A 26,692-nucleotide genomic window follows, 5' to 3' on the forward strand; every position below is an offset into this window, starting at 1 on the left:
TCGGTCGGATGGTCTTATGTCTTCGAGCAGTCGCGCAGTCCCGTCTTCCCCTGATCCCGCCGGGCAGGCGTGCTACCTCAGCGCTTCCAATGCCCAGGCCTGGCAGGCGGTCTATTCCTCGGTCGATGCCTATACCCGCGGCCAGGTTGCCGCGGTGGTGTCCGACAGCGCCAACGAACTGGTCGACGCCTTTTATTCCACGCTGCTGGCCGATGCCGAGGCGGGGCCGCGCCTGTCCCACGAGATCGTTTCCACGCGCCTGCACAAAGGCATGAAGGGCTGGCTCAAGGGCCTGCTGTGCGTGCGCGAGCAGGGCGACATCGCGGCGTTGATGGCGACCCAGAAAAAAGTGGGCGAAGTCCATGCGCGCGTGCATATCCCGATCCACCTGGTGATGGCCGGCGCCCGCATTCTGAAAAATGAGATCGCCCAGCGACTGCGCGCCAGCGATCTGGATGGCATGGCTGCGTCGATCGCGACCCAGTACGTCTGCAACCTGTTCGACCTGGCGATCGAGCAGATGAGCCGCGCGTTCATGCGCGACATCAACCGCGGCGCCCGCAACGACGAGGCCTATCGCTTGTTCGCGTTGGGGCAGAACATATCGACCGAGCGCGAGCGCCAGCGGGCCGCGTTGCTCGAATGGAGCCAGGCGGTGCTGATCGGCCTGCACTATCGCGCCCCCGAGCAGGTGCTGCCGCGGCTGGCCGCTTCCGAGTTCGGCGTGTGGCTGCAACACAAGGGCGGGGTGCTGTTCGAGAGCGCGCCCGCGCTGGGACAGATCATCGAGGCAGTGGCGCGGCTCGACGACGTGGTGCTGCCACGCCTGCTGCAGGGCGGCCCCGAGTCGCTGCCGGACCAGGTGCGCGAACTGCAGGAACTGGTGGCGCGCATCAAGCATCTGCTCAACGGCCTGTTCGACATGGTGGCCGAGATCGAAAGCGGCAGCGATCCCCTCACCAATGTGCTCAACCGCCGCTTCCTGCCGTCGGTGATCGGCCGCGAGATCCTGATCGCCACGCGCGAGCATTCGACCTTCTCGGTATTGCTGCTGGACATTGATCACTTCAAGGCCATCAATGACAGTCATGGCCACGCTGGCGGCGACCAGGTGCTGCGGCAATTCGCCGAAGTCGTGCACCAGTCCTGTCGTTCCAGCGATTTCGTGTTCCGCTATGGCGGCGAGGAATTCCTGGTGGTGCTGGTGGACACGGCGCGCGAGGCGGCGCTGGCCGCGGCCGAGAAACTGGGCGCGGAAATCCGCCGCCACGCCTTTGCCATTCCGGAAGCGGGCAGCCTGCGGATCACCGCCAGCATCGGCGTGGCGACCTTCGACGGCCATCCGGACTACGCCTACCTGATCGATCGGGCCGACAAGGCCTTGTACCAGGCCAAGCAGGCGGGGCGCGACCGCAGCGTCGCCGGCTAGCTGCCCCCCCGAGGGGGGCGTTTTCATCTTGAGGCGGCTCGGCGATGAAAAAGGCCGCCTCTTGCGAAGGCGGCCTGTGTCGGCGAGGCGGGCTGCGTTCAGATCTTCTTTTCGCCGCCCAGCGCCTCGACCAGCTCGGCCAGCATCTTGGCCAGTTCACCGGTCATGAGCATCATGTCGGAGTCGAACTTCTCGTCGTCGTTGGTGGCGACGGTGTCGTTGCCTTCCTTGAGCACGTCCAGCGGCGCGACGCGCTTGACGTCCAGGCCTTCGGTCAGCACGAACGAAATGCGGTCGGCCCAGGTCATGGCCAGGCGCGTGCACTGCTTGCCCGACTGGATGTGGCGGCGCACGTCGTCGGCGTCGATCGAGTGCTTGACGTAGCGGATGGCCGCGCCGCTTTCACCGGACGAACGCAGCTCGGTGTCCTGGTCGATGCTGAAGTTGCTCGGCGCTTCGTCTTCCGCCAGCCAGCCGGTCATCGCGGAGGCGGGCGACTGCGCCACGTACAGGTTTTCGAGCGGGAACGGGTCCACGCACTTGGCCAAAAGGCCGATGACTTCATCGGCCTTGGCCGAGGCGGCGGCGTCGATCACCAGCCAGTGGTTCTGCGGGTCGATCCACACGCGGGTGTCGCGGTACACGCTGAAGGCGCGCGGCAGCAGTTCGTCGGTGACGCGCTCCTTGATTTCCTTCATCTGCTTGCGGCCCGGCTTGTAGCCTTGCTGCTCTTCGATTTCCTGGGCGCGCGCCTTGGCGACCTGGTTGACGACGGTGCTGGGCAGCAGCTTTTTCTCGGCGCGCAGATTCAGCAGGATCTGCCCGCCCACGACGTGGGCCAGCCCGCCGTTTTCGCGCGGCGGGACCCAGCCCAGGCTTTGCATTTCGAGGTTGTTGCCGGCCTGGTAGGCATGCCGCGCAAGCGTTTCTTCAAGCTGCTCGCCGGTCAGCGTCCACGGCGAGGAGAGACGGTAAATCTTGAGATTCTTGAACCACATGAGCGTCGGCCAAAAGGGTTGATTCTATACGACGCGGGCCGCTTTGCCGTAGCGGCGCAATACGATGGGGCCAGGCGACACGTTCTGTCACTGACAGGGGGACGGCCTTGCGGTAATGTCCGCGACATCCCCGTGCAATAGGAGAAGAAGCATGAAGATCGTCGGCGCCATCCTGATCGTGCTGGGCATTGCCGCCCTGGCCTACAAGGGCTTCAGCTACAAGTCCGAGGAAACCGTGCTGCAGGTCGGCTCGGTCAAGGCCACGGCCGAGACCGAGAAGTCCGTGCCAATTCCAATGTGGGCCGGTATTGCCGCGATCGTGGCCGGCGTGCTGGTCATCGGGGTCGGCATGCGCCGTTGAGGCGCATCCCCCGGAAAACCGGAGGCGGCCATCGCGGCCGCCTTTTTTTGCGCCGGCGTCAGCCACCGCAAAAAAAAAGCGGCCCGGCTCAATAAAGGCCGGGCCGGTACGGGAGCACACAATACCGCGTCATAAAAGGCTCGCGGGGAACGCGGTATCGGTGTCAGAACACTAGCCCTGCAACCGCCTGGCAGGGGGATCAATCGCCGGGCGATGAGGCGCAAGGCCGTAATCTGAGGCGCCAGTCTAACGGCGGGGGTCTGACAGCGTCCTGAATCAGGATTGCGCATCGCGTGTCCGCGGTCCATCCAGGCCCGGTCGTTGCCAGGCTGGACGGCCGGCGAGGATTGCGGCGCAAAAAAAAAGCTCCCAGGGGAGCTTTTGAAAGGCCGGGCAGGCGCAGCAGTCCCGCCCGGCGGGGGATGGACGTTAAGCGTTGATGTCGTTGTCCTTGGACTCGCGCACGAAGAGCGTGCCGATGACCAGGGTCATGACCGCGATGATGATCGGGTACCACAGGCCATCGTAGATGTTGCCGGTGGCGGCCACCACGGCGAAGGCGACCGGGGGCAGGAAGCCGCCGAACCAGCCGTTGCCGATGTGGTACGGCAGGCTCATCGAGGTGTAGCGGATGCGGGTCGGGAACATTTCCACCAGCATGGCCGCGATCGGGCCGTACACCATGGTCACGTAAATCACCAGGATGGTCAGCAGCACGACGACCATGACGTTGTTGCTCTGCGCCGGATCGGCCTTGGCCGGGTAGCCGTGGCTGCGGATCGCGGTCGTCAGGGCCTTGTCCAGCTCGGCGGCCTTGGCCTTGAAGTCGGCCGGGGCCATGCCCTTGCCGTCGAACGAGGCGAATTCGTCGCTCCCGATCTTGACCTTGGCCACCGAGCCGGCCGGGGCCGCCTCGTTCTTGTAGTTCACCGAGTTGCGCGCCATGAACGACTTGACCACGTCGCAGGAGCTGGTGAACGAAGCAGTGCCCACCGGGTTGAACTGGAACGAGCAGGTGGACGGGTCGGCGATGACCGTGACCGGCGCGCTGGCCTGCGCCTTTTCGAGCGCGGGGTTGGCGAAGTGCGTCAGGCCCTGGAAGATCGGGAAGTAGGTTGCGGCGGCGATCAGGCAGCCCGCCATGATGATGGGCTTGCGGCCGATCTTGTCAGACAGCGCGCCGAAGATCACGAAGAACGGCGTGCCGATCAGCAGCGCGATCGCGATCATGATGTTGGCGGTGTTGGCGTCGACCTTCAGCGTCTGCGTCAGGAAGAACAGCGCGTAGAACTGGCCGGTGTACCAGACCACGGCCTGGCCGGCGGTCAGGCCCAGCAGCGCCAGCAGCACGACCTTCAGGTTCTTCCACTGGCCGAACGATTCGGCGATGGGAGCCTTCGAGCCCTTGCCTTCATCCTTCATGCGCTGGAAGGTCGGCGACTCGTTCAATTGCAGGCGGATCCACACCGAGATGCCCAGCAGCACGACCGAGATCAGGAACGGAATGCGCCAGCCCCAGGCCTTGAAGTCGTCCTCGCCCATGAAGGTGCGGATGCCCAGGATCACCAGCAGCGACAGGAACAGGCCGAGCGTGGCGGTGGTCTGGATCCACGACGTGTAGAAGCCGCGGCGGCCGTGCGGCGCGTGCTCGGCGACGTAGGTCGCGGCGCCGCCGTACTCGCCGCCCAGCGCCAGGCCTTGCAGCAGGCGCAGGACGATCAGGATGGCGGGCGCGGCCAGGCCGATACTGGCGTAGCTGGGCAGCACGCCCACCAGGAAGGTGGACAGGCCCATGATCACGATGGTGACCAGGAAGGTGTATTTACGTCCGACCAGGTCGCCCAGGCGGCCGAACACCAGCGCGCCGAAAGGGCGCACCGCGAAACCGGCGGCGAAGGCCAGCAGCGCGAAGATGAAGCCGGCCGTGGGGTTCACGCCGGAGAAGAAGTGCTGGGCGATGATGGCGGCCAGCGAACCGTAAAGATAAAAGTCGTACCACTCGAACACCGTGCCCAGCGACGAGGCAAAGATGACGCGGCGTTCATCCTTGGTCATCGGGCGCGGATTCGCGGATGGACCGCGACCTGCCATGGTAGTTGTGCTCATGATGTCTCCTCGATTTTTCTGGCCGGCGGTTTTCCGCCGTGCTTGACCCTCCGCCGGCGGGGCCGACATCGAGCTACCGCAAGGTTGGAACGCCAGGCTGACGGGGTTCTGACGAGACCCTTACCTGAATCTTAAAATTGAAACAAAAAGTAATTTTCCCCTGGGGAGCTAGGGATAGTCCTAGGGACGGAGTGGGGAACCTTGCCTCGCCGGGCGCGAACCTGCCATGCGAAGAATGGGTCGGCAAGATGGGGCGTGCGCCTGTGCGCAAGGGGGGAGCCTTGCATGGCGCCCGCGCGCCACGGCAGCCCTAGTCGCCGAGGTCCTCGACCGGTTCGGCGTAGAGCGGAAACACCACCCGGATGCGAGTGCCGGGCAGGTCGGAGTGCGGGGTCGGATGGTCGCTGATGAGGACGGTCGCCTGGTGCTTCTGGGCGATTTCCCGGACGATGGCCAGGCCCAGTCCGCTGCCGTCGGACAGGGTGCCCAGCACGCGGTAGAAGCGGTCGAACACGCGTTCGCGCTCTTCGAGCGCGATGCCGGGGCCGGAGTCCTCGACTTCCAGCACGGCCTGCCCATCGAGGGCTTGCACGCGCACCGTGATGTGGCCGCCGCGCGGCGTGTAGCGCAGCGCGTTGTCGACCAGGTTGTTGAGCAGCTCGGCCAGCAGCAGCGGGTTGCCGTTGATCTCGACCGGGGTCTCCGAACCCTCGAAGCCCAGGTCGGTGCCGAGCGACAGCGCCTGCGGCACCCAGTGCATGGCCTGCTCATAGGCGATGGCGTTCAGGTCGGTGGCGGCCAGCCCGATGGCGCTGGGGTTTTCGGCCCGCGCCAGCAGCAGCAATTGGTTCACCAGGCGGGTGGCGCGTTCGGAACCGGTCACCAGTTGGCGCAGGCTGGCCTGCATTTCCTCGGGACTGGCGTCGCGCAGGGCCAGCTCGGCCTGGGTGCGCAGGCCGGCCAGCGGCGTCTTCAGCTGGTGCGCGGCGTCGGCGACGAAGCGGCGCTGCGCCTGCACGTTGGCGGACAGGCGGTCGAGCAGGTCGTTCATGGCCGCCACCAGCGGCGCGATCTCGGAGGGCGCGGCGCGTTCGTCGATGGGCGACAGGTCGTCCGGCCGGCGCGCCCGCAGCCGCTGCTGCAGCGCGTTCAGCGGCGCGACGCCGCGCGACAGGCCGAACCACACCAGCAACACCGCGATCGGCAGCACCACGAACTGCGGAATGATCACGCCCTTGATGATGTCGTTGGCCAGCTGGGTGCGCTTTTCCACCGTCTCGGCCACGATCAAGAGCGCCGGCTGGGTATTGGGCAGGTTCAGGTCGACCCAGGTGAAGGCCAGGCGCACGCCGAAGCCGCGCAGGGTGTCGTCCTCGTACTGGACTTCGCCGGGGCGCGGCTGGCCAACCGAGGCCGGCAGCGGCAGGGCGCGGTCGCCGCCCAGGTATTCGCCGCGGCTTCCCAGGGCCAGCCAGAACACGCTGTCGGTTTCATCGGCGCGCAGCACCTCGCGCGCCGGGTCGGTCATGCGCAGCACCGCGCGGCCATCCTGGGCATGGACCTGGCGCGTCAGCACGTGCAGGTTGTTGGCCAGCGCGCGGTCGTAGGGCACGTTGGCGATGTTCTGCGCCACCACATAGGTGATGGCGACGCTCATGGGCCACAAGAGGAACAGTGGCGCCAGCATCCAGTCGAGGATCTCGCCCAGCAGCGAGCGCTGCGGTGGCGCGAAACTGGGGCCGCGGGCCCCGGCCTGCATCACATCCAGCGCTTCCTGGTTGAGCGCCTCCGGCTGTGGCGGTTCAGCTTGCGAGGTAGGCCGCACCCTGGTCCCGTTCGAGGCAATAGCCCAGGCCGCGCACCGTCACGATCTTCACGCCGCTGGGCTCGAGCTTCTTGCGCAGGCGGTGCACGTAGACTTCGATGGCATTGGTGCTGACTTCCTCGCCCCATTCGCACAGATGGTCCACCAGCTGGGTCTTGCTGACCATGCGGCCGCTGCGGGTCAGCAGGATTTCCAGCAGGCTGACCTCGCGCGCGGACAGGTCCAGCGTCTGGTCGTCGACCGTGGCCACGCGTCCGGTCTGATCGAACACCAACCGGCCATGCTTGAGCAACGTGGCGCCGCCGCCCGCGCCGCGGCGGGTCAGGGCGCGCACGCGCGCTTCCAGTTCCGACAGGGCGAAGGGCTTGGCCATGTAGTCGTCGGCGCCCAGGTCCAGCCCCTTGACGCGCTGCTCGATGCTGTCGGCGGCGGTCAGGATCAGGACAGGCAGGGCGGAATTGCGGGCGCGCAGCCGGCGCAGGACCTCCAGGCCGGCCAGTTGCGGCAGGCCCAGGTCGAGGATCAGCAGGTCGAAGGCCTGGGCCGCCAGCGCCGAATCGGCCGCCAGGCCGTCGCGGACGGCGTCGACCGCGTAACCGTTGTGGCGCAACGAGCGTGACAGGCCGTCGGCCAGGATGCTGTCGTCTTCCGCGATCAGGATGCGCATGGGCAGTCGAAAAGAAGAAGGGCGCCGGGTGAGCGGCGCACGCGTGCCGCCCTCGGTGGGATGCCGGGGCGGCGTGCCGGGAGCGCAATGGGGACATAGCGCCAGTTTTTTCCCCGATTCTGTCATATGGCACCGGGCTTGCCCACTCAGGGAATACGTGGAAAACTGTGGCACACTGGTTTTTTGTACAGTACAATCCGATGCCATAATCTGCGCTATCGCTTTACCGATCACCGCTTCAGCGCCACAGCTTTCACTGCCAATTTTCTGGCAACAGCTGTCAGCAACGGCCCGATCACCCCTTGCGACAACCCGCGCGCTGACCGACACCCCGTGCCGCGCCCCGATACGTTACAGACCAGACCTGACAGGACACTACATGGACGACAAAACCACCAAGGCCGCCGCCGCGGAAAAAGCCAAGGCGCTGGCCGCCGCGCTCTCGCAGATCGAAAAGCAGTTCGGCAAGGGCTCGATCATGCGCTACGGCGACAACGAGGTCTCGCATGACATCCAGGTGGTGTCGACCGGCTCGCTGGGGCTGGACATCGCGCTGGGCGTCGGCGGTCTGCCGCGCGGCCGCGTGGTAGAAATCTACGGTCCGGAATCCTCGGGCAAGACCACGCTGACCCTGCAGGTCGTGGCTGAAATGCAGAAGCTGGGCGGCACCTGCGCCTTCGTCGACGCCGAACACGCGCTGGACGTGCAGTACGCCTCGAAGCTGGGCGTCAACCTGTCCGACCTGCTGATCTCGCAGCCGGACACGGGCGAGCAGGCCCTGGAAATCACCGACGCGCTGGTGCGCTCGGGTTCGGTCGACCTGATCGTGGTCGACTCGGTCGCCGCCCTGGTGCCCAAGGCCGAAATCGAAGGCGAAATGGGCGATTCGCTGCCCGGCCTGCAGGCCCGCCTGATGAGCCAGGCGCTGCGCAAGCTGACCGCCACCATCAAGAAGACCAACTGCATGGTCATCTTCATCAACCAGATCCGCATGAAGATCGGCGTGATGTTCGGCAACCCCGAAACCACCACGGGCGGCAACGCGCTCAAGTTCTACGCCTCGGTGCGCCTGGACATCCGCCGCATCGGCTCGATCAAGAAGGGCGACGAGGTCGTCGGCAACGAAACCCGCGTCAAGGTGGTCAAGAACAAGGTCGCGCCCCCGTTCAAGCAGGCCGAGTTCGACATCATGTACGGCGCCGGCATCTCGCGCGAAGGCGAAATCATTGACCTGGGCGTGGCCGCCAACGTGGTGGACAAGTCGGGCGCGTGGTACAGCTACAACGGCAACCGCATCGGCCAGGGCAAGGACAACGTCCGTGAATACCTGAAGGAACACAAGGAACTGGCGATCGAGATCGAAAACCGGGTCCGCGAGAACCAGGGCATCGTCAGCCGCGCCGCGGAATTCGTGCCCACCGCCGAAGACGACAGCGAAGAGTAATCGCGTCGCCCCTTCACCGGATAGCGCCGGGCCCGCCAGCCCGGCCGCCAGCGGCAGGCTCCCGTCCCGGGAGGCCTGCCGCTGGCACATAGAGGAAGCGCATGAGCTGGAAACCGCCCGTCACGTCCGCTGATCGCCTGCGCGCCAGGCTGGACGATGAATTCGAGACCGTGGCCAAGCCCGAAGGACTGCGCCGCACGTCGGACCTGCGGCGGGCCGCCGAATCCACCGGGGCGTCCGGCCAGGAACCAGAGGGCGCCGGCGCGCCGGCGTCGCAGTGGCAGCGCAGTTCCGAACGGCGCGCGGCCGGCGGGCGCGGCCGGCGTGGCAAGGGCGGTGATGATGGCGATGGCGCGGGCGAGGGGGCGCAGCCATCCGAAGACAAGTCGCGCCCGCGCCCCAAGGGGCCGTCGCTGAAAATGCGGGCGGTGGGTTATCTGTCGCGGCGCGAGCATGCCCGCGATGAGCTGGCGCGAAAACTCGCGCCCCATGCCGAAGACCCCGATGAGGTCGAGCGCGTGCTGGACGCGCTGGAAAAGGAAGGCTGGCTGTCGACCGAGCGTTTTGCGCAAAGCCTGGTGCACCGCCGCGCCTCGCGCCAGGGGGCGGCCCGCATCGTGCAGGAATTGCGCCAGCACGGCGTGGATGATGCCCAGGTATCCGAGCTGCGCGAGCAATTGCGCGCCACCGAATACGAGCGCGCGCTCGAGGTCTGGCAGAAACGCTTCGGCGCCAAGCCCGAGGATCGCGCCGCCTATGCCAAGCAGGCCCGCTTCCTGGCCAGCCGCGGCTTCGCGCATGACGTCATCCGTCGCATCCTGGGCGCGGGCGACGACGACTGAGCGGGCCGCGCGGCGAGGGCCATTGCCGGCCCGTCGTTGCCTTTTCCTATTTCGCCGACTTGATGCCGCTCAGCGTCTTGAAGCAGACGTCGCGCGTCAATGTCAGGAATTCGTCGATGTACGAGGCGTCGGTGTCCTCGCTGCGCACCGTCGCGTACAAGGTGCGCCACACGCCTTGGGGCCCCAGCCGGCACTGGCGCAGCCAACCCTGGTTCATGTATTCGGTCAGCGCCCAGTTGGGCAGGGCGGCCACGCCGCGGTTGCTGGCCACCAGCTGCGCGATGATGGGCGTCAGTTCCGCCTTGCGGATGGCGGCCGGTTCGACGTCGGCGGGGTCCAGGAAGGCCGTGAAGATGTCCAGGCGCTGCTTGTCCACCGGATAGGTGATCAGCGTCTGGTCGGCCAGTTGATCGGGCATGACGAACTTGCTGCCGGCCAGCGGATTCGATTCGGACACGGCCAGCACCAGCTCGTACTTGAACAGGGGCAGGTACTCGACCGCGTCCAGCGGCTGCGGGTCGGACGTGATCACCAGGTCGAGGTCGCCGCGCACCAGCGCGGGCAGGGGGGCGAACGAGAAGGCCGCCGACAGGTCCAGCGCCACGTCGGGCCATTGCGCGCGGAAGGCGTCGAGCGCCGGCATCAACCACTGGAAGCAGGAATGGCAATCGATGGCCAGGTGCAGGCGGCCGGTGCGGCCCGCGGCCAGCCGCTGCAATTCCCGTTCGGTGGCGCGCATGCGCGGCAGCACTTCGTCGGCCAGCGCCAGCACGCGCAGGCCCGCCGTGGTCAGGCGGGCCGGCCGGGTGCGGCGGTTCAGCAGCGGCGTGCCCAGCCGGGTTTCGAGGTCGCGCAACTGATGCGACAAGGCCGACTGGGTCAGGTGCAGGCGCTCGGCGGCTTCCTGCAGGCTGCCGCCTTCGCGGATGGCGGTCAACGTTTCGAGGTGGCGGATTTCCAGCATGGGGCGGCGGTAGCGGTGAGGATGGCGCCGTCGCCGGGGGGGCAACACGGCGGGAACTCCCGACCAGGGGCGGGAATGAACTTATATTCTATGAGATTTTTTCATCTTATGAATGTAGACATTGATTTTGATTCATTTTGCTTTGGGTCCAGAATAATCGGCACTTGAACAAAATTTGTCTAAGACGCGACTGCCATGACTACGATTCATAATTTGGGGTTCCCCCGCATTGGTGCCCAGCGCGAACTGAAGCGCGCGGTCGAAGCCTATTGGGCGGGCAAGCAGACCGGCGAAACGCTGGAGCAGACCGGCCGCGAGCTGCGCGCCCGGCACTGGCAGGCGCAGGCCGCCGCCGGGGTCAAATTCGTGCCGGTGGGCGATTTCGCCTGGTACGACCAGATCCTGGAATGGACCACGCTGTTGGGCGCCGTGCCGGCGCGGTTCGGCCAGAAGGACAATGAGCCGGTCTCGCTGGACACGCTGTTCCGCATGGGCCGCGGCCGCGCCCCGTCGGGCAAGCCCGCCGCCGCGTGCGAAATGACCAAATGGTTCGACACCAACTACCACTACATCGTGCCGGAACTGGTGCCGGGCCAGGCCTTCCGCATCGCGCGTGAATCGCTGTTCGAGCAGATCCGTGAAGCGCAGGCGCTGGGCCATGCCGTCAAGCCGGTGATCCCGGGTCCGCTGACCTGGCTGTTCCTGGGCAAGGGCGACGCCTTTGCCGGCGGCGCGGCCGACGCGGCCAAGCTGCAATTGCTGGCCAACCTGCTGCCGGTGTACCAGGAAGTGCTGGCCCGCTTCGCCAAGCTGGGCGTGGAGTGGGTGCAGATCGACGAACCCATCCTGGTGCTGGACCTGCCGCAAGCCTGGCGCGATGCCTTCAGGCAGGTCTACGCCACGTTCTCGGCCAGCCCGGTCAAGCTGCTGGTCGCCACCTACTTCGATGGCCTCAAGGACAACCTGGGCACGGCGCTGGCGCTGCCGGTAGCCGGCCTGCACGTGGACCTGGTGCGCGCTCCGGAGCAACTGGGCGACGTGCTGGCCGGCCTGGGCGCCGACAAGGTGCTGTCCGCCGGCGTCATCAACGGCCGCAACATCTGGCGCACCGATCTGGACGCCGCCATTGCGACGCTGGCGCCCGTCAAGCAGCAACTGGGCGAGCGGCTGTGGCTGGCGCCGTCGTGCTCGCTATTGCACGTGCCGGTGGACCTGGCCAACGAAACCGAACTGGACGCCGAGCTCAAGAGCTGGCTGTCGTTCGCCGCGCAGAAGCTGGACGAGTTGAGCCTGCTGGGCCGCGCGCTGGACAGCGCCACCGAGGCCAGCGTGCAGGACGGCCTGGCCCGTCAGCGCGCCGCCCTGGCCGCGCGTCGCTCGTCCGCCCGCATCCACAACCCCGCCGTGGCGCAACGCATGGCCGCCTCGGCCGCGGTATCGCGGGACCGCGCGCCTTTCGCCGGCCGTATCGCCCGGCAGCAGGAAGAGCTCGGCCTGCCGGCGTTCCCGACCACCACCATCGGTTCGTTCCCGCAGACCGCCGAGATCCGCGCGCTGCGCCGCGACTGGAAGGCGGGCGCGCTGACGGATTCGGCTTACGAGAGCGCCATCCGCAAGGAAATCGAGGAGGTGATCCGATTCCAGGAGAAGGTCGGCCTGGACGTGCTGGTGCATGGCGAACCCGAGCGCAACGACATGGTGGAGTACTTCGGCGAGCTGCTGGCCGGCTTTGCCTTCACCAGGAACGGCTGGGTGCAGAGCTACGGTTCGCGTTGCGTCAAGCCGCCGATCATCTTCGGTGACGTGGCGCGCCCCGCGCCGATGACGGTGGGCTGGTCCTCGTACGCCCAGTCGCTGACCGACAAGCCCGTCAAGGGCATGCTGACGGGTCCGGTCACCATCCTGCAGTGGTCGTTCGTGCGCGACGACCAGCCGCGCGAACAGACCTGCCGCCAACTGGCGCTGGCCTTGCGCGACGAGGTGGTGGACCTGGAAGCGGCCGGCATCAGCGTCATCCAGATCGACGAGCCGGCCATCCGCGAGGGCCTGCCGCTGCGTCGCGCCGATTGGCAGGCGTACCTGGACTGGGCCGTGGATTGCTTCCGCCTGTCGACCGCCGGCGTGCGCGACGAGACCCAGATCCACACGCACATGTGCTATTCGGAGTTCAACGACATCATCGAGTCTATCGCCGCCATGGACGCGGACGTGATCACGATCGAGACGTCGCGCTCCAACATGGAACTGCTCAAGGCGTTCGAGGATTTCCGCTATCCGAACGACATCGGCCCGGGCGTCTACGACATCCATTCGCCCAACGTTCCGGAAGTGGACTGGATGGTCGGCCTGATGCAGAAAGCCGCCGCCCGCCTGCCCAAGGAGCGGTTGTGGGTCAATCCGGATTGCGGCCTGAAGACCCGCGCCTGGCCGGAAACCGAAGCGGCGCTGATCGGCATGGTGCAAGCCGCCCGCGCACTGCGCGAAGCCGCCTGACCGGCGGCGGCCGGCCCGCCGTGAGTTTGCCGGGGCCGGCAACCCGGAGCCCCTGTGTTGCGCGCCTGATGCACGCCACAGGGGTTTTTTTCGTCCCTGCTTGAACGAATTCGCACCGCGTGGGTCAATAGGCAAACATCCCATTTGCCGGATTGTCGCCGTACCTATGATTCTCCAAGGCCCCCGTCGGCCGGATCTGCTGCAAGCGGAAACGCTGCCCGATATCCTGGAAGCCACGATCCTGCGGCATCCCGCCGCCATTGCCATCCATTGGCTGGATCAATCCCTCACTTATGACGAACTCGGGCGCCGCGCCGACCTGGCCGCGCACCACCTGATCGAGGCCGGCGTGCGGCCGGGCGACATCGTCGGCCTGTGCCTGCCGCGCGGCGACGAACTGCTCATCATGCAGGCGGCCATCGCCAAGGCGGGCGCGGCCTGGCTGCCGTTCGAATCCGACACGCCGCCCGAGCGCATGCTGGTTTGCCTGCAGGACGCCGGCGCCCACGGGCTGGTTGCCGGTGGCGAGGTCCGCCTGGACGGCATGGCCACCTGGACGCCCTGGGAATTGGCGGCGGCGGTCGACGCGCCATTGCGGCGCCGGGATGGCCTGCTGCCCGAACATCCCGCCTACGTCATCTACACGTCGGGGTCCACCGGCAAGCCCAAGGGCGTGCCGATCAGCCAGGCCAGCATCTGCCATTTCCTGCGCAGCGAAAACGAGGTGCTCGGCGTGCGCCACGGCGACAAGGTCTATCAGGGCTTCTCGGTTGCCTTCGATATGTCGTTCGAGGAAATCTGGATCAGCTACCTGGTCGGCGCCACGCTGTGGGTGGCGCCCAAGATGCTGACCACCGATCCGGAGGCGCTGCCCGATGCGCTGGCGCGCGAGGGCGTGACCGTGCTGCACGCGGTGCCGACGCTGCTGGCGCTGTTCGCGCGCGACGTGCCGGGCCTGCGCATCGTCAACCTGGGCGGCGAGATGTGCCCGGAGTTCCTGGTGCAGCGCTGGGCCACGCCCGGCCGGCGCCTGTTCAATACCTATGGTCCCACCGAGACCACCGTGTCGGCCAGCCTGGCCGAACTGCTGCCCGGCCAGCCGGTGACCATCGGCACGCCGCTGCCCAACTACGGCATGCTGATCCGCGGCGAGGACGGCGCGGTGCTGCCGCAGGGCCAGACCGGCGAGCTCTGTATCACCGGCCCGGGCGTGGCCGGCGGCTATCTGGGGCGCCCCGAACTGACAGCCGAGAAGTTCCTGGCCAACCCGCGTCCCAGCGGCGAACATGACACCCGCATGTACCGCAGCGGCGACCTGGCGCGCATCGACGAGAACGGCCAGATCCAGTGCCTGGGCCGCAGCGACGACCAGGTCAAGGTGCGCGGCTTTCGCGTCGAACTGGGCGAGATCGAGGCCGCGCTGTACCGCCAGGCTGGCGTTGGCGCCGCCGCCGTGGTGCTGCGCGACCTGGCGGGCATCGACCAGCTGGTGGCGTTCCTGACGCCGGAGGGCGATGTCCGTCTCGACCCGCACGCGCTGCGGGCGGCGCTGGCCGCCGAGCTGCCGGCCTATATGATTCCGGCCCGTTTCGAGCTGGTGGCCGAGGTGCCGCGCCTGACCTCGGGCAAGATCGACCGCAAGGCCTTGAAGGCGCGCGAACTGGCCACGGCGTCCGAGCCCAGCGGCGAGGATGACGTGCCGGTCTCGGCGGGCGAGCAGGCCCTGTTCGAGGCGCTGCGGCCACTCTTTCCGGGCCAGCCGCTGCGGCTGGCGAGCGATTTCTTCCGCGACCTGGGCGGCCATTCGCTGCTGGCGGCGCGGCTGGTGTCGTCGTTGCGCAAGCATCCGCAGTTCTCGGCCCTGACCATGCACGAGCTCTACCAGCATTCGGTGCTGGGGGCGCTGGCGGCCCGGCTCGATGCGCTGGCGCTCGCTTCGGACGAGGTCCAGGCCCCGGCGGCCGAGGCAGCGGAGGTCGAGCGCGCGCCGCAGTGGCGCCGCTGGGCCTGCGGCCTGGCGCAGCTGGCGGTGCTGCCGCTGTTGATCGGCGTGCGCATGCTGATCTGGCTGACGCCGTTCTTCACTTACCACTACTTCACCGGCGACGAGGGCGATTCGGTATGGCGCGCGGTGGCGCTGTCGATCGCCAGCTACCTGGCCTGCAACCTGCTCAGCTTTGGCGTGGCGGTGGTCTGCAAGTGGGGCATCCTGGGGCGACTCAAGGCCGGCCGCTATCCGCTCTATGGCTGGACCTTCTATCGCTGGTGGCTGGTCGACCGCATCCTCGACATCCCGCCGGCTCACCTGCTGGCGGGCTCGCCGCTGCAGGCCTGGTACCTGCGGGCGCTGGGCGCGCGCATTGGCCGCGACACCGCCATCAGCCGCATTTCGGTGCGCGCCCCGGATCTGCTGACGGTGGCTGACGGCGCCAGCATCGGCGCCGCCGTCAACCTGGAGAACTTTGAAGTGCGCGGCGCGCATTGGGAGGTGGCGCCCATCGCGCTGGGCGCGAATGCCTACGTCGGCTCCTACGCGGTGGTGCAGGGCGACGTCGTGATCGAGGACGACGGCCGGCTCGAGGGCCTGTCTTCGCTGCCCGCCGGCGCCCGTATCCCGGCCGGCCAGATCTGGACCGGCGCGCCGGCGCGGCACGATCCGCAGGCGCGCGCCCCCGAGCTACCCGCGCGGCCGGCGCGCGAAGGACGCTGGGCGCGGCTGGACGTGCTGGCCTATGCGGCCGGCGGCACGCTGATCGCGGCCCTGTTCTTCATGCCCGTGTTCCCGAGTTTCGTGCTGATCGACTGGATCGACGCGCGCTGGCTGGACCTGATGGGCTCGCGCGTGTCCTGGCCCTACGCGTTCCTGGTCTACCTGTTGCTGGCGCTGCCGGCCAGCGCCTTGCTGCTGCTGCTGACCGTGCTGGTGTCCGCGCTGTTGCGCTGGACGCTGCTGCCGCGCCTGGCCAGCGGCCGCTGGCCGGTGTATGGACAGATCTACCTGCGGCGCTGGCTGACCAACCAGATCCAGGAATCCAGCCTGAGCGTGCTGCACGGCTTGTATGCGTCGATCTACGCCGGCACCTGGTACCGGCTGCTGGGCGCCAGGGTCGGGCGCGGCACCGAAATCTCGACCGCGATGGGCATCGTGCCCGACATGTTGACCCTGGGCCGCGACAGCTTCATCGCCGACGGCGTGATGCTGGGCGACGAGGAGATCGACCGGGGCTGGATGACCATGCGGCCCACCGTCATCGGCAATCGCAGTTTCGTGGGCAACGGCGCCTATGTGCCGGACGGCTCGGTGCTGCCCGATGACGTGCTGATCGGCGTGCAGAGCCGGGCGCCGGCCAATGCCCGCATGGCCAGCGGCCAGACCTGGCTCGGCAATCCGCCGTTGGCGCTGCCGGCGCGCGAGCAGGCGGCCGGTTTTCCCGAGCACCTGACCTTCCGCCCCAGCCTGGGCCGCAAGGTCGCGCGCGGCGCGGTCGAGCTGATGCGCATGATCCTGCCGCTGGCGGTGGTGATCGCGGTGGGCTACCTGACGGTCATGAAGGTCATCCCGATCGCCGCGCGCGAGGGATTCCTGGCCGCCTTCGACGAGCTGATGCTGGCCGGGGTGCTCTACGGCGTCGGCACCTTCCTGTTCCTGGTGCTGCTCAAGTGGCTGCTGGTCGGCCGCTACCGGCCGCGCGCCGAGCCCATGTGGACGCCGTTCGTGTGGAAGAGCGAGGCCGTCACCAGCCTGTATGAATCGATCGCGGTGCCCAATTTCTTCAATTTCCTGCGCGCCACGCCCTGGCTGCCGCTGGCGCTGCGCTGCATGGGGGCGCGCATCGGCAAGCGCGTGTTCATGGACACCACCGACGTCACCGAGTACGACTGCGTATCAATTGGGGACGATGCCGTCATGCACGCCTGGTCGGGCCCGCAGACCCACCTGTTCGAGGACCGCGTGATGAAAATCGGGCCGGTACGGATCGGCCATGGCGTCAACGTCGGGCCGCGCAGCACCATCCTGTACGACACCCGGGTCGAGGACGGCGCCCGGCTGGGACCGCTGACCCTGGTGCTCAAGGGCGAGAGCATCCCGGCTGGGCAGTCCTGGATGGGCAGCCCGGCCACGCCGTGGACGCGCCAATGAGCCGACAGGCGCCGGCACGCCCGGCGCCGGGGCGAGCGCGACGCGTATTCTGACGGTCGGGGCAGGGCGGGCTGCGCTATACTTTGAAGGTTTTGTTGCCGCGCACCATGCGCCGGCCGTCTCTGCCCCGCAGGCCCCAAGCATGCCCTTGCCACCGCCGGATTGTCCTCGCCAGCCGCTGCACACGCGTTCCATACGCGTGCAGTCGTATGCGCGCGATGACGGCAACTGGGACCTGGAGGCCGAACTCATCGACGTCAAGGCGTACGATTTCCCCAAGCGCGACGGCGAGATGTTCAAGGCGGGGCAGCCCATCCACCATATGCACCTGCGCATCACCATCGATGGCGATTTCACCATCGTGGCGGCGCAGGCCGTCTATGATGCCGCGCCTTACGGCGAGCATTGCATGGCCATCGAATCCGCCTACGCTGACCTGATCGGCATGAACCTGCTCAAGGGGTTCCGCCGCCAGGTCAAGGAGCGCTTCGGCCATGTCGAGGGCTGTACGCACATGACCGAACTGTCGCAGGTGCTTCCCACCGCGGCGGTGCAGACCATGGCCAACCGCCGGCGGCAGGAAAGCAACCCGAACCGGCGTCCATTCCAACTGGACGGCTGTCATGCGCTGAGCACCGACGGCCCGGTGGTGGCTGAGCACTATCCCAAGTGGTACACCGGGGGCAGCGCTGAGGCATCGGCCGATTCGACCTCCGATTCACCTTCTCTTTCTCATACGTCCTGACAGGTAACACATGAAAATCCACGAGTATCAAGGCAAGGAACTGCTGAAGCAATTTGGCATCCCGGTGCCGCGCGGGATCCCCGCTCTTTCCGTCGACGAGGCCGTGGCTGCCGCTGAAAAGCTGGGTGGACCGGTCTGGGTCGTCAAGGCACAGATCCACGCGGGCGGCCGCGGCAAGGGCGGCGGCGTGAAGCTGGCGCGCTCGCTGGACGACGTGCGCAAGCTCGCCTCCGAAATCCTGGGCATGCAGCTGGTCACGCACCAGACCGGCCCGGAAGGCCAGAAGGTCCGCCGCCTGTACATCGAAGACGGCGCCGACATCCAGAAGGAATACTACGTGTCGCTGGTCACCGACCGCGCCACCCAGAAGGTCGCCTTCATCGCCTCCAGCGAAGGCGGCATGGACATCGAGGAAGTGGCCCACTCCACCCCCGAGAAGATCGTCACCGAATACATCGACCCGCTGACCGGCCTGTCCGCCGAGCAAGCCACCAAGATCGCCAACGCGATCGGCCTGCCCGCCGACTCGACCGCCCAGGCCGTGGACGTGTTCCAGAAGCTCTACAAGTGCTACATGGACACCGACGCCTCGCTGGTCGAAATCAACCCCCTGAACCGCGACAGCAAGGGCAACATCATCGCCCTGGACGCCAAGTTCAACTTCGACTCCAACGCCCTGTTCCGCCATCCGGAAATCGTCGCCTACCGCGACCTGGACGAAGAAGATCCGGCTGAAATCGAAGCCTCGAAGTTCGACCTGGCCTACATCCAGCTCGACGGCAACATCGGCTGCCTGGTGAACGGCGCCGGCCTGGCCATGGCCACCATGGACACCATCAAGCTGTTCGGCGGCGAGCCGGCCAACTTCCTGGACGTCGGCGGCGGCGCCACGGCCGAGAAGGTCACGGAAGCCTTCAAGATCATGCTCAAGAACAAGAGCGTGAAGGCCATCCTGGTCAACATCTTCGGCGGCATCATGCGCTGCGACGTCATCGCCGAAGGCGTGATCGCCGCTTGCAAGGCCGTCAACCTGAACGTGCCGCTGGTCGTGCGCATGAAGGGCACCAACGAAGAACTCGGCAAGAAGATGCTGGCCGAGTCGGGCCTGCCGATCATCAGCGCCGACACGATGGCCGAAGCCGCCACCCGCGTCGTTGCCGCCGTCAAGTAACTATGCCCCCACGCCGCGCCCCTTCGTGGCTTGCTGCCCCCCAAGGGGGCGCTTTGCACCTAGGGACGGCCCGGCGGTACAAAGAAAATCCAAGGATTCACAAATGTCGATTCTGATCAACAAGGACACCAAGGTCATCACCCAGGGCATCACGGGCAAGACCGGTCAGTTCCACACTCGCATGTGCCGCGAGTACGCCAATGGCAAAGCCGCCTTCGTGGCCGGCGTGAACCCCAAGAAGGCCGGTGAGGACTTCGAAGGCGTGCCGATCTTCGCGTCGGTCAAGGACGCCAAGGCCGATACCGGCGCCACCGTGTCGGTCATCTACGTGCCGCCCGCCGGCGCTGCCGCCGCCATCTGGGAAGCCGTCGAGGCCGAACTGGATCTGGTGATCTGCATCACCGAAGGCATCCCGGTCCGTGACATGCTGGAAGTCAAGAACCGCATGAAGGCCAAGGGCAGCAAAACGCTGCTGCTGGGCCCGAACTGCCCCGGCCTGATCACCCCGGACGAAATCAAGATCGGCATCATGCCCGGTCACATCCACCGCAAGGGCCGCATCGGCATCGTCAGCCGCTCGGGCACCCTGACGTACGAAGCCGTGGCGCAAGTCACCGAGCTGGGCTTGGGTCAATCCAGCGCCGTCGGCATCGGTGGCGACCCCATCAACGGCCTCAAGCACGTCGACGTCCTGAAGATGTTCAATGACGATCCCGACACCGACGCCGTCATCATGATCGGCGAAATCGGCGGCCCGGACGAAGTCAACGCCGCCCAGTGGGCCAAGGACAACATGAAGAAGCCGGTCGTCGGCTTCATCGCCGGTGTCACCGCCCCTCCCGGAAAGCGCATGGGCCACGCCGGCGCGCTGATCTCCGGCGGCGCCGACACGGCCGACGCCAAGCTGGAAGTCATGGAAGCCTGCGGCATCCGCACCACGCGCAACCCCTCCGAAATGGGCAAGCTGCTCAAGTCGGTGCTGTAAGGTTGTCAGCCTGACCCAAAAGGCCCGCTTCGGCGGGCCTTTCTCTTGCCCGCTCACCGCAGGGCCTAGGGGAAATCCCGCGTCCATGATGCGGCCGGGTGAAACATACGGAAAGCTGAACGAAACTATAATGAAAGAAATTCTGCACGTACCCAGCAAGAATGCCGTCGGGCTCGCACCAAGACGGTCAGTACGTCTTTTTGTCTTTTCCACCCATTCATTTGGTTTGTCCTAGGGGGATCACGTCCTAGGAAAGAGAGGTATGGAACTCAGTTCAGCGGCATTCTGGTTAGCGTTGCTCCAGATCATTTGGGTCAACATTCTGCTGTCGGGCGACAACGCCGTGGTAATTGCGCTGGCCGCGCGCTCGCTGCCTCCGGCGCAGCAAAAGAAAGCGATCGTGATCGGCTCTGCCGCCGCGATCATCATGCGTATCGTGCTGACGCTGGTTGCCGCCAAGCTGCTGATGCTGCCGTGGCTCAAGCTCATCGGCGCGTTGCTGCTGGTCTACATCGGCGTGACGCTGCTGTTGCCCGAAGGCGAAGAAGAGGGCGATGGCAAGACCCACGGCAATCTGCTGACCGCAATCCGCACTATCATGATTGCCGACCTCGTGATGAGCCTGGACAACGTGGTGGCCGTGGCCGCCGCGGCCATGGGCGACACGACCCTGCTGGTGCTGGGCCTGGCGATTAGTATTCCGCTGGTCATTTTCGGCAGCACGCTGCTGCTCAAGGTCATCGAGCGCTTCCCCCTCATTGTCTGGGTGGGCGCGGCGCTGCTCGGGTTCATCGCCGGCGAACTGCTGGTGGGCGATCCGGCCCTGCAGGAGCCGGTGGCGCGCATCGACGCGGCCCTGGGCGTGACGCAGCACAGTTTCGCCCTCATGACCGGCGCGATGGGTGCGCTGCTGGTCCTGGCAATTGGCAAAGTTTTGTTGATGCGCCAGAAAGCTGACTGAAAGCTGAACTACAATAATATGTTGTTTTGAATGGGCCCGCCCGCGCCAGGCGCGCGGCGGGCTGGCCGGCACGGGGCCGGCCTTTATTTTGATAAATGCCTTCGGGGGTTCAAATTGCTTGAGTTTTTCCAGACGCTGAGTTGGGCAGCGGTATTCCAGATCATCCTCATCGACATCCTGCTCGGTGGCGACAACGCGGTGGTGATCGCGCTGGCGTGCCGCAACCTGGAGCCCAAGCAACGCATGCAGGGCATCCTGTGGGGCACCGCCGGCGCCATCCTGCTGCGCGTGGTCCTGATCGCCTTCGCGCTGACCCTGCTGTCGATCCCGTTCCTGAAGGTGGTGGGCGGCGCGTTGCTGGTGTGGATCGGCGTCAAGCTGCTGATCCCCGAAGACGACGCCCATGGCAACGTGAAGGGCGGGACGTCCATCATCAGCGCCATCAAGACCATCATCATCGCGGACTTCGTGATGAGCCTGGACAACGTCATCGCCATTGCCGGCGCTGCCCAGAACGCCCACGCCGATCACCAGATCGGCCTGGTGATCTTCGGCCTGATCGTGAGCGTGCCCATCATCATCTGGGGCAGCACGCTGGTCCTGAAGCTGATCGACCGCTACCCGCTGGTGGTGACCTTCGGCGCGGCGTTGCTGGGCTGGATCGCGGGCGGCATGCTGGTTACGGACGTGTTTGTCGAAAGTCAATTCGGCGTCCAGCCCACTGCGGTTAAAATCGGCGTAGAAATCTTCGGCGCCTTGCTCGTTGTTGTCCTTGGACGGTGGCTGGCAAGCCGCAAAACCGCCTCCAAGGAATCCGTACATGAGTCTGCGTAGATCCGCCGATCCCCAGCAATCCGAATCAGGCCTGAGCCTCCTGCAGGGCCTGTTCGTGCTGGCCATCCTCGGGGTCGTGGCGACGGTCATCGTCTCCAACTTCGTTTGATGGCGCGACGTGTCGCTACCGCAACGCTTGGTCATCGCGACCCGCGCCAGCCGGCTTGCCCTGTGGCAAGCCGAGCATGTGCGCGATCGGCTGCGCACGCTGTATCCGGCGTGCGCGGTTGAGCTTCTCACCCTGACGACCCGAGGCGACCAGATCCTCGATCGCACCCTCTCCAAGGTGGGTGGCAAGGGACTCTTCGTCAAGGAACTCGAAACCGCCTTGCTCGACGGCCGCGCCGATCTGGCCGTGCATTGCCTGAAGGACATGCCGGTCGACATGCAGGCCCCGTTCGAGCTGTGCGCGGTGCTCGATCGCGCCGATCCGCGCGACGCCTTCGTCTCCAACCGCTACGCCACGCTGGCCGACCTGCCGGCCGGCGCGGTCGTCGGCACCTCCAGCCTGCGCCGCGAATCGCAGATCCGCGCGCGCTATCCGCAGTTGCTGGTCAAGCCGCTGCGCGGCAACCTCGACACCCGCCTGGGCAAGCTCGATCGCGGTGAATACGACGCCATCGTGCTGGCCGCGGCCGGCCTGAACCGGCTCGGCCTGACCGACCGCATCAGCAGCCTGCTCGATCCCGCCGAAAGCCTGCCGGCGGCCGGGCAGGGCGCGCTGACCATCGAAATCCGTGACGATCGCGACGATATGCGCGCCTGGCTGGCGCCGCTGAACGACGCGGGCGCCACGTCGATTTCGCTGGCCGAGCGCGCCGTGTCGCGCCGGCTGGGCGGTTCCTGTCAGGTGCCGCTGGCGGCCTACGCTGAAATCGCCGATGACACCCTGACGCTGCGCGCATTGGTGGCGTCGCCCGATGGCACGCGCATGCTGCGCGCCCACGGCAGCGGCCCGGTGGCCCAGGCCCAGGCGATCGGCGAGGCGGTCGCCGCCGAGCTGTTCGACGCCGGCGCCCAGGCCATCCTCGACGAACTGCAGCAAGACGCCGCCCCCGAGTGATGGAAAGGGCCGCCGCCCGAGCGTCGCGCGTGGCCGTGCTGACACGGCCCGCGGGCCGCAATGAGGCGCTGGCCGACCGTCTGCGTGCCGCCGGCTGGACGCCTTGCGTCCTGCCGGCGCTTGCCATCCACGCCTTGCCGGTGGCCGCGGACGACCTGCCGCGGCCGGCCGACCATGACATGGTGGTGTTCGTCAGCGGCAATGCCGCCCGGCAGTACCTGGACCAGCTGGCGCGCATCGGAGCCTGCACGGCCTGGCCGCGGCAGGTGGTCGTCGCCACGGTCGGGCCGGCCAGCGCGGCGGGGCTGCGGGAAATGCCCGGTTTTGGCGCGAATACAACAGTTCTGCACCCTGGGGACGAGGCCGCCAGCCATGACTCCGAAGCCCTCTGGGAGGTCCTTCGCGGGCTGCCACGGCTGCCCGCCCGGGTTCTGCTGGTCCGCGGCACGCAGGGGCGTGACTGGCTGGGCGACAAATTGGCGGGGCATGGCGTTGTCGTGACACGTCATGCGGCCTATGCGCGGTCTCCCGCGCAATGGGACGAATCCGAGCTGTCGCGCCTGCGGCGCTGGGCCGCGGAAGGCGTTTTCCCCACCTGGCTCATCACCAGCGGGGAGGGCGCGGACGCGGTGCGCGCGCAACTGCGGGCCGCGGGGCTGGCCGACTGGTGGCAGCGCTGCCGCTTCGTCCTGACCCATCCCTCGCTCGGCGCCCGCGTGCCCGCACCGGCCGGTGGAGCCGGGCAGCAGGCAATGGTAAAAATCTGCATGCCCAACGACGAGTCGATTTTCCAGGCTTTTGTTGCTGCTTGATTCGTTGCTTCGGACTGACACCGAATACAATCGCGTCATGACAGACAAGACTCCCGCTACCGATCCGGCCGTTCACCCGGCCGCCCCGGGCGCCAGCGCGCCCGCATCGGCCCCGGCCGATTCCGTCAAGGCCCGTCCGGCCAAGCGCGGCAGTGGCCCCCTGGTCACCGCCCTCATCATCGTCATCCTGCTGGCCGTCGGCCTGGGCTACGCGCTGTGGCAACAGCGTACCCAGTTCGTCGCCGCCGGCCGCGAGGTCGCCTCGCGGCTCGATACGCTGACCGCCGACGTGGCGCAGGCGCGCAAGGACACGCGCGAAGCGCTGGCGCTGGCGCAAGCCCAGGCCGGTCGCCTGGGCGACCTCGAAGAAAGCGTGCGCGAGACCCAGAGCCAATACAACGCCCTGCAACAGGCCTGGCAGAACTTCAACGACAGCGCCAGTGACGAACTGCTGGCCAACGACGTCGAGCGCCTGCTGACCATCGGCAGCCAGCAGTTGCGCCTGGCCGGCAACGTCTCCAACGCCATCGTCGCGCTGGAAACTGCGCAGTCGCGGCTGGCCCGCGCCGACCGTCCGCGCTTCTCCAGCCTGCAGCAAGCCATCAATGGCGACCTGGACCGCCTGCGCGCCGTGTCCACCGTGGACATCCCCGCCCAATCGGCGCGCATCGAGCGCCTGACTGCTTTGATCGGCAAGGCACCGCTGCTGGTGCCGGACGCCGCCGCGCCCGGCATCGCCGCCGCCGGCGACGCCCGTCCCGCGGCCCCGGCTCCGGCCGTGGCCGACCCGCAGGCCGGCTTGCCGGCCGATGCGCCCTGGTGGCAACGCTGGCGCGCCGAAGTGGCGTCCTGGCCTGGCCGTGCCGGTTCGGCGCTGGCGCATGAACTGGGCGGCCTGATCACCATCCAGCGCGTGGACGAACCCGCGGCGCTGCTGTTGTCGCCGGAACAGGCCGACCAGGTGCGCGGCACGCTGCGCCAGCGTCTGCTGACCGTGCAACTGGCCATGTTGATGCGCCAGCCCGCGGTCTGGAAGAGCGAACTCGACAACGTCGGCACCACGCTGGCCAAGTACTTCGACAACCGCTCACCTGACACGGTCGCGGCCCAGAACCTGGCCCGCGAACTGGCGCAGACGGACATCGCCGTGCGCATGCCGGACGTCTCCGACAGCCTGAACGCCGTGGCCGCCCTGCGCGCCGCCGGCTTCAAGACCACCGACCAGGACTAGGCCCATGCGTACCTGGTTCTGGACCCTGCTGCTTGCCGTCATCGCCGTCGCCCTGGCGGTGGTGCTGCGTTCCCATTCCGGCAATGTGCTGCTGCTGGTGTGGCCGTGGCGCATCTCCATGTCGCTGACGCTGGCCGTGCTGCTGATCGTGGCGGCCTTCGTGGTGCTGTACGTGGGCCTGCGCCTGCTGGCCTGGCTGCTGGCGATTCCCGATCGCGTCCGCGCCTGGCGCGGCAAGCGAGCGCAGGCGCGTGATCACGAATTGCTCGAACGCGGCTGGATCGGCCTGCTGGAAGGCCGCTATTCCCATGCCGAGAAAGACCTGACCCGCCTGCTCGACCAGACCAAGGTGCAGACCCGCCGTGTGCTGGCCGCCTTGTCCGCCGCGCGCGCGGCGCATGGCCTGGGTGAATTCGACCGTCGTGACCGCCTGCTGGCCGTGGCCCAGGAACATGCCGGCGCCGAGCCGGGCCTGGTGGAGGCAACCGCCACGGTGTCGGCCGACATGCTGCTCGACCAGGGCCGCGCCGAACGCGCGCTGGCGGTGCTGGCGCCGCTGGCCGACGGCGGCGCCCGTCATCTGCACACCATGCGCCTGCTGCTGCGCGCCCACACGGCCCTGCATCATGACGAGCAGGTCTTCACGCTGGCGCGCGGCCTGCTGCGCCGCAATGCGCTGGCGCGCAGCGAAGGCGACCAACTGATCGACGCGGCCGGCGCGGCGCGCCTGCGCGCGGGTGCGGCCAATGACGCCTGGCGCGCCATCTGGAAAGACCTGAAGGCCGAAGAGCGCCTGCTGCCGGAAATCGCGCTGGCCGGCGCCTCCGCCTTCGAGACGGCGGGCGAGGCCAACGAGGCCGCCAAGGTGCTGGAAGCCGCCATCGCCGTGAAATTCAATCCCGCCCTGGTGGCTGCCTACGCCCGTTGTGATGCCGGGCAGGTCTCGCGTCGCCTGGCCAAGGCCGAGACCTGGCTGCAGCAGCGTCCCACCGATCCCGATCTGCTGACCGCGCTGGGCATGCTGTGCCTGAACGGCCAGCTGTGGGGCCAGGCCGAGCGCTACCTGCTGCGCAGCCTGTCGCGCCGCAGCGACGCGCAGACGCACGCGCTGCTGGGCAGCCTGTACGACCGCCTCGATCGGCCGGCCGACGCGGTGCGCCACTGGCGCCTGGCGACGGCGGCCAGCATGGCGCTGCCGGTGCTGGCCGCGGACGCGGCGCTGCCGGCCGCGGATACCGGGTCGGATCCCTACCACGTCGACGCCGAGGGCGGCTACGCGGTGGGGCTGTCGGATGGCGACGCCGAGATTGGCGGCGACTATCCCGCGTTGCCGCCCGCCGTGGCGGCATCGGCGTCCGACTACGTGCTGGATCCGGATGCCCGCGCCAGCAAGGAGCAGCAGGCCCGCGCCCTGGCGCCCGAAGACGCGCCGGTCGTCGGCGGCAGCACCTCCGACATCGACGAGTATTTCGACAGCGCGCCAATTCCCGCGGCGGCTTTCGACAATCCCGTGCCGACCTATACGCCGGCCGCGCCGGCCGCCCCCAAGCCGGCCGCGCCGCCCGCCGTGCCGGTGCCGACCACCAAGCCGCCGTTCAAGGACGACGGTTCGCTTTGATC

The 26,692-nt window shown here is 67.4% G+C and carries 21 protein-coding genes; 16 read left to right on the plus strand and 5 right to left on the minus strand.

Annotated elements, in window-relative coordinates:
* The first annotated feature begins 16 nt into the window (after positions 1-16).
* Positions 17-1,429 carry a diguanylate cyclase gene (locus ACVN9Z_RS15295; RefSeq protein ID WP_458212373.1) on the plus strand — a complete coding sequence of 471 codons (1,413 nt, stop codon included), beginning with the start codon at positions 17-19 and terminating at the stop codon, positions 1,427-1,429.
* Positions 1,430-1,527: 98 nt separating this feature from the next.
* Here ACVN9Z_RS15295 and ACVN9Z_RS15300 read toward each other — a convergent pair whose 3' ends face one another.
* Positions 1,528-2,427, minus strand: a complete 900-nt coding sequence (locus tag ACVN9Z_RS15300) for a recombination-associated protein RdgC (RefSeq protein WP_006388392.1) — start codon at positions 2,425-2,427, stop codon at positions 1,528-1,530.
* A 151-nt stretch (positions 2,428-2,578) separates the two neighbouring features.
* Here ACVN9Z_RS15300 and ACVN9Z_RS15305 point away from each other — a divergent pair, with 151 nt between their 5' ends.
* Positions 2,579-2,788 carry a hypothetical protein gene (locus ACVN9Z_RS15305; RefSeq protein WP_006388393.1) on the plus strand — a complete coding sequence of 70 codons (210 nt, stop codon included), beginning with the start codon at positions 2,579-2,581 and terminating at the stop codon, positions 2,786-2,788.
* Positions 2,789-3,217: 429 nt separating this feature from the next.
* Here ACVN9Z_RS15305 and ACVN9Z_RS15310 read toward each other — a convergent pair whose 3' ends face one another.
* The 3 genes from ACVN9Z_RS15310 to ACVN9Z_RS15320 form a co-directional block, all read right to left on the minus strand.
* The gene (locus tag ACVN9Z_RS15310; RefSeq protein ID WP_035183535.1) at positions 3,218-4,879 is read right to left on the minus strand and encodes an MFS transporter; all 1,662 of its coding nucleotides are present in this window, start codon (positions 4,877-4,879) and stop codon (positions 3,218-3,220) included.
* A 325-nt stretch (positions 4,880-5,204) separates the two neighbouring features.
* Positions 5,205-6,581: a sensor histidine kinase gene (locus tag ACVN9Z_RS15315; RefSeq protein ID WP_085941802.1), complete on the minus strand. Its 1,377-nt coding sequence runs from the start codon at positions 6,579-6,581 to the stop codon at positions 5,205-5,207.
* Between the two features lie 115 nt (positions 6,582-6,696).
* Positions 6,697-7,386, minus strand: a complete 690-nt coding sequence (locus tag ACVN9Z_RS15320; RefSeq protein WP_006388398.1) for a response regulator transcription factor — start codon at positions 7,384-7,386, stop codon at positions 6,697-6,699.
* A gap of 379 nt (positions 7,387-7,765) precedes the next feature.
* On the opposite strand from ACVN9Z_RS15320, the gene recA reads away from it, so the two are divergent.
* Positions 7,766-8,830 carry a recombinase RecA gene (gene recA, locus ACVN9Z_RS15325; protein ID WP_006388399.1) on the plus strand — a complete coding sequence of 355 codons (1,065 nt, stop codon included), beginning with the start codon at positions 7,766-7,768 and terminating at the stop codon, positions 8,828-8,830.
* 101 nt (positions 8,831-8,931) lie between these two features.
* Positions 8,932-9,672, plus strand: coding sequence for a recombination regulator RecX (gene recX / locus ACVN9Z_RS15330; protein WP_006388400.1), 741 nt, complete (start codon positions 8,932-8,934; stop codon positions 9,670-9,672).
* A gap of 46 nt (positions 9,673-9,718) precedes the next feature.
* Here the strand turns inward: recX and ACVN9Z_RS15335 are convergent, their stop codons facing one another.
* Positions 9,719-10,636: a LysR family transcriptional regulator gene (locus ACVN9Z_RS15335; RefSeq protein WP_006388402.1), complete on the minus strand. Its 918-nt coding sequence runs from the start codon at positions 10,634-10,636 to the stop codon at positions 9,719-9,721.
* 195 nt (positions 10,637-10,831) lie between these two features.
* Between ACVN9Z_RS15335 and metE the strand changes: the two genes are divergently transcribed.
* The 12 genes from metE to ACVN9Z_RS15395 all read left to right on the plus strand — a co-directional run bounded on the left by metE (position 10,832) and on the right by ACVN9Z_RS15395 (position 26,690).
* Positions 10,832-13,129, plus strand: coding sequence for a 5-methyltetrahydropteroyltriglutamate--homocysteine S-methyltransferase (gene metE, locus ACVN9Z_RS15340; RefSeq protein ID WP_006388404.1), 2,298 nt, complete (start codon positions 10,832-10,834; stop codon positions 13,127-13,129).
* A 166-nt stretch (positions 13,130-13,295) separates the two neighbouring features.
* On the plus strand, positions 13,296-17,270 hold the full coding sequence (locus ACVN9Z_RS15345; RefSeq protein WP_458212374.1) for a Pls/PosA family non-ribosomal peptide synthetase: 3,975 nt from the start codon (positions 13,296-13,298) through the stop codon (positions 17,268-17,270).
* A gap of 142 nt (positions 17,271-17,412) precedes the next feature.
* Positions 17,413-18,015, plus strand: coding sequence for a DUF2889 domain-containing protein (locus tag ACVN9Z_RS15350; RefSeq protein WP_006388408.1), 603 nt, complete (start codon positions 17,413-17,415; stop codon positions 18,013-18,015).
* A gap of 10 nt (positions 18,016-18,025) precedes the next feature.
* Positions 18,026-19,186 carry an ADP-forming succinate--CoA ligase subunit beta gene (sucC, locus tag ACVN9Z_RS15355; protein WP_006388409.1) on the plus strand — a complete coding sequence of 387 codons (1,161 nt, stop codon included), beginning with the start codon at positions 18,026-18,028 and terminating at the stop codon, positions 19,184-19,186.
* 103 nt (positions 19,187-19,289) lie between these two features.
* Positions 19,290-20,171 carry a succinate--CoA ligase subunit alpha gene (gene sucD / locus ACVN9Z_RS15360; protein WP_006388410.1) on the plus strand — a complete coding sequence of 294 codons (882 nt, stop codon included), beginning with the start codon at positions 19,290-19,292 and terminating at the stop codon, positions 20,169-20,171.
* A 262-nt stretch (positions 20,172-20,433) separates the two neighbouring features.
* Positions 20,434-21,132: a TerC family protein gene (locus ACVN9Z_RS15365; RefSeq protein WP_006388411.1), complete on the plus strand. Its 699-nt coding sequence runs from the start codon at positions 20,434-20,436 to the stop codon at positions 21,130-21,132.
* 114 nt (positions 21,133-21,246) lie between these two features.
* Entirely contained in the window at positions 21,247-21,966 is a 720-nt protein-coding gene (locus ACVN9Z_RS15370; RefSeq protein ID WP_024068232.1) for a TerC family protein, read from the plus strand.
* Entirely contained in the window at positions 21,953-22,075 is a 123-nt protein-coding gene (locus tag ACVN9Z_RS15375) for a hypothetical protein (RefSeq protein ID WP_020924500.1), read from the plus strand. Before ACVN9Z_RS15370 ends, ACVN9Z_RS15375 begins: the two co-directional genes overlap by 14 nt.
* 9 nt (positions 22,076-22,084) lie before the next feature.
* Positions 22,085-23,029, plus strand: a complete 945-nt coding sequence (gene hemC, locus ACVN9Z_RS15380; protein ID WP_006388413.1) for a hydroxymethylbilane synthase — start codon at positions 22,085-22,087, stop codon at positions 23,027-23,029.
* On the plus strand, positions 23,029-23,841 hold the full coding sequence (locus ACVN9Z_RS15385) for a uroporphyrinogen-III synthase (protein WP_054443048.1): 813 nt from the start codon (positions 23,029-23,031) through the stop codon (positions 23,839-23,841). Before hemC ends, ACVN9Z_RS15385 begins: the two co-directional genes overlap by 1 nt.
* A gap of 37 nt (positions 23,842-23,878) precedes the next feature.
* Positions 23,879-25,072, plus strand: coding sequence for a uroporphyrinogen-III C-methyltransferase (locus ACVN9Z_RS15390; protein ID WP_024068234.1), 1,194 nt, complete (start codon positions 23,879-23,881; stop codon positions 25,070-25,072).
* A gap of 4 nt (positions 25,073-25,076) precedes the next feature.
* Complete coding sequence (locus ACVN9Z_RS15395; protein WP_458212375.1) at positions 25,077-26,690, plus strand: heme biosynthesis HemY N-terminal domain-containing protein; 1,614 nt, start codon at positions 25,077-25,079, stop codon at positions 26,688-26,690.
* The last annotated feature ends 2 nt before the right edge of the window (positions 26,691-26,692 follow it).

This window comes from Achromobacter sp. KK8 (genome assembly GCF_054188005.1).

Coding starts and splice junctions, on each gene's coding strand:
- ACVN9Z_RS15320 (WP_006388398.1), bottom strand. CDS start 7,386: ATGCGCATCCTGATCGCGGAAGACGACAGCATCCTGGCCGACGGCCTG.
- ACVN9Z_RS15345 (WP_458212374.1), top strand. CDS start 13,296: ATGATTCTCCAAGGCCCCCGTCGGCCGGATCTGCTGCAAGCGGAAACG.
- ACVN9Z_RS15395 (WP_458212375.1), top strand. CDS start 25,077: ATGCGTACCTGGTTCTGGACCCTGCTGCTTGCCGTCATCGCCGTCGCC.
- ACVN9Z_RS15310 (WP_035183535.1), bottom strand. CDS start 4,879: ATGGCAGGTCGCGGTCCATCCGCGAATCCGCGCCCGATGACCAAGGAT.
- ACVN9Z_RS15365 (WP_006388411.1), top strand. CDS start 20,434: ATGGAACTCAGTTCAGCGGCATTCTGGTTAGCGTTGCTCCAGATCATT.
- recX (WP_006388400.1), top strand. CDS start 8,932: ATGAGCTGGAAACCGCCCGTCACGTCCGCTGATCGCCTGCGCGCCAGG.
- ACVN9Z_RS15335 (WP_006388402.1), bottom strand. CDS start 10,636: ATGCTGGAAATCCGCCACCTCGAAACGTTGACCGCCATCCGCGAAGGC.
- sucC (WP_006388409.1), top strand. CDS start 18,026: ATGAAAATCCACGAGTATCAAGGCAAGGAACTGCTGAAGCAATTTGGC.
- ACVN9Z_RS15375 (WP_020924500.1), top strand. CDS start 21,953: ATGAGTCTGCGTAGATCCGCCGATCCCCAGCAATCCGAATCAGGCCTG.
- recA (WP_006388399.1), top strand. CDS start 7,766: ATGGACGACAAAACCACCAAGGCCGCCGCCGCGGAAAAAGCCAAGGCG.
- ACVN9Z_RS15295 (WP_458212373.1), top strand. CDS start 17: ATGTCTTCGAGCAGTCGCGCAGTCCCGTCTTCCCCTGATCCCGCCGGG.
- ACVN9Z_RS15315 (WP_085941802.1), bottom strand. CDS start 6,581: ATGCTGGCGCCACTGTTCCTCTTGTGGCCCATGAGCGTCGCCATCACC.
- ACVN9Z_RS15300 (WP_006388392.1), bottom strand. CDS start 2,427: ATGTGGTTCAAGAATCTCAAGATTTACCGTCTCTCCTCGCCGTGGACG.
- sucD (WP_006388410.1), top strand. CDS start 19,290: ATGTCGATTCTGATCAACAAGGACACCAAGGTCATCACCCAGGGCATC.
- ACVN9Z_RS15385 (WP_054443048.1), top strand. CDS start 23,029: ATGGAAAGGGCCGCCGCCCGAGCGTCGCGCGTGGCCGTGCTGACACGG.
- ACVN9Z_RS15350 (WP_006388408.1), top strand. CDS start 17,413: ATGCCCTTGCCACCGCCGGATTGTCCTCGCCAGCCGCTGCACACGCGT.
- ACVN9Z_RS15390 (WP_024068234.1), top strand. CDS start 23,879: ATGACAGACAAGACTCCCGCTACCGATCCGGCCGTTCACCCGGCCGCC.
- ACVN9Z_RS15305 (WP_006388393.1), top strand. CDS start 2,579: ATGAAGATCGTCGGCGCCATCCTGATCGTGCTGGGCATTGCCGCCCTG.
- metE (WP_006388404.1), top strand. CDS start 10,832: ATGACTACGATTCATAATTTGGGGTTCCCCCGCATTGGTGCCCAGCGC.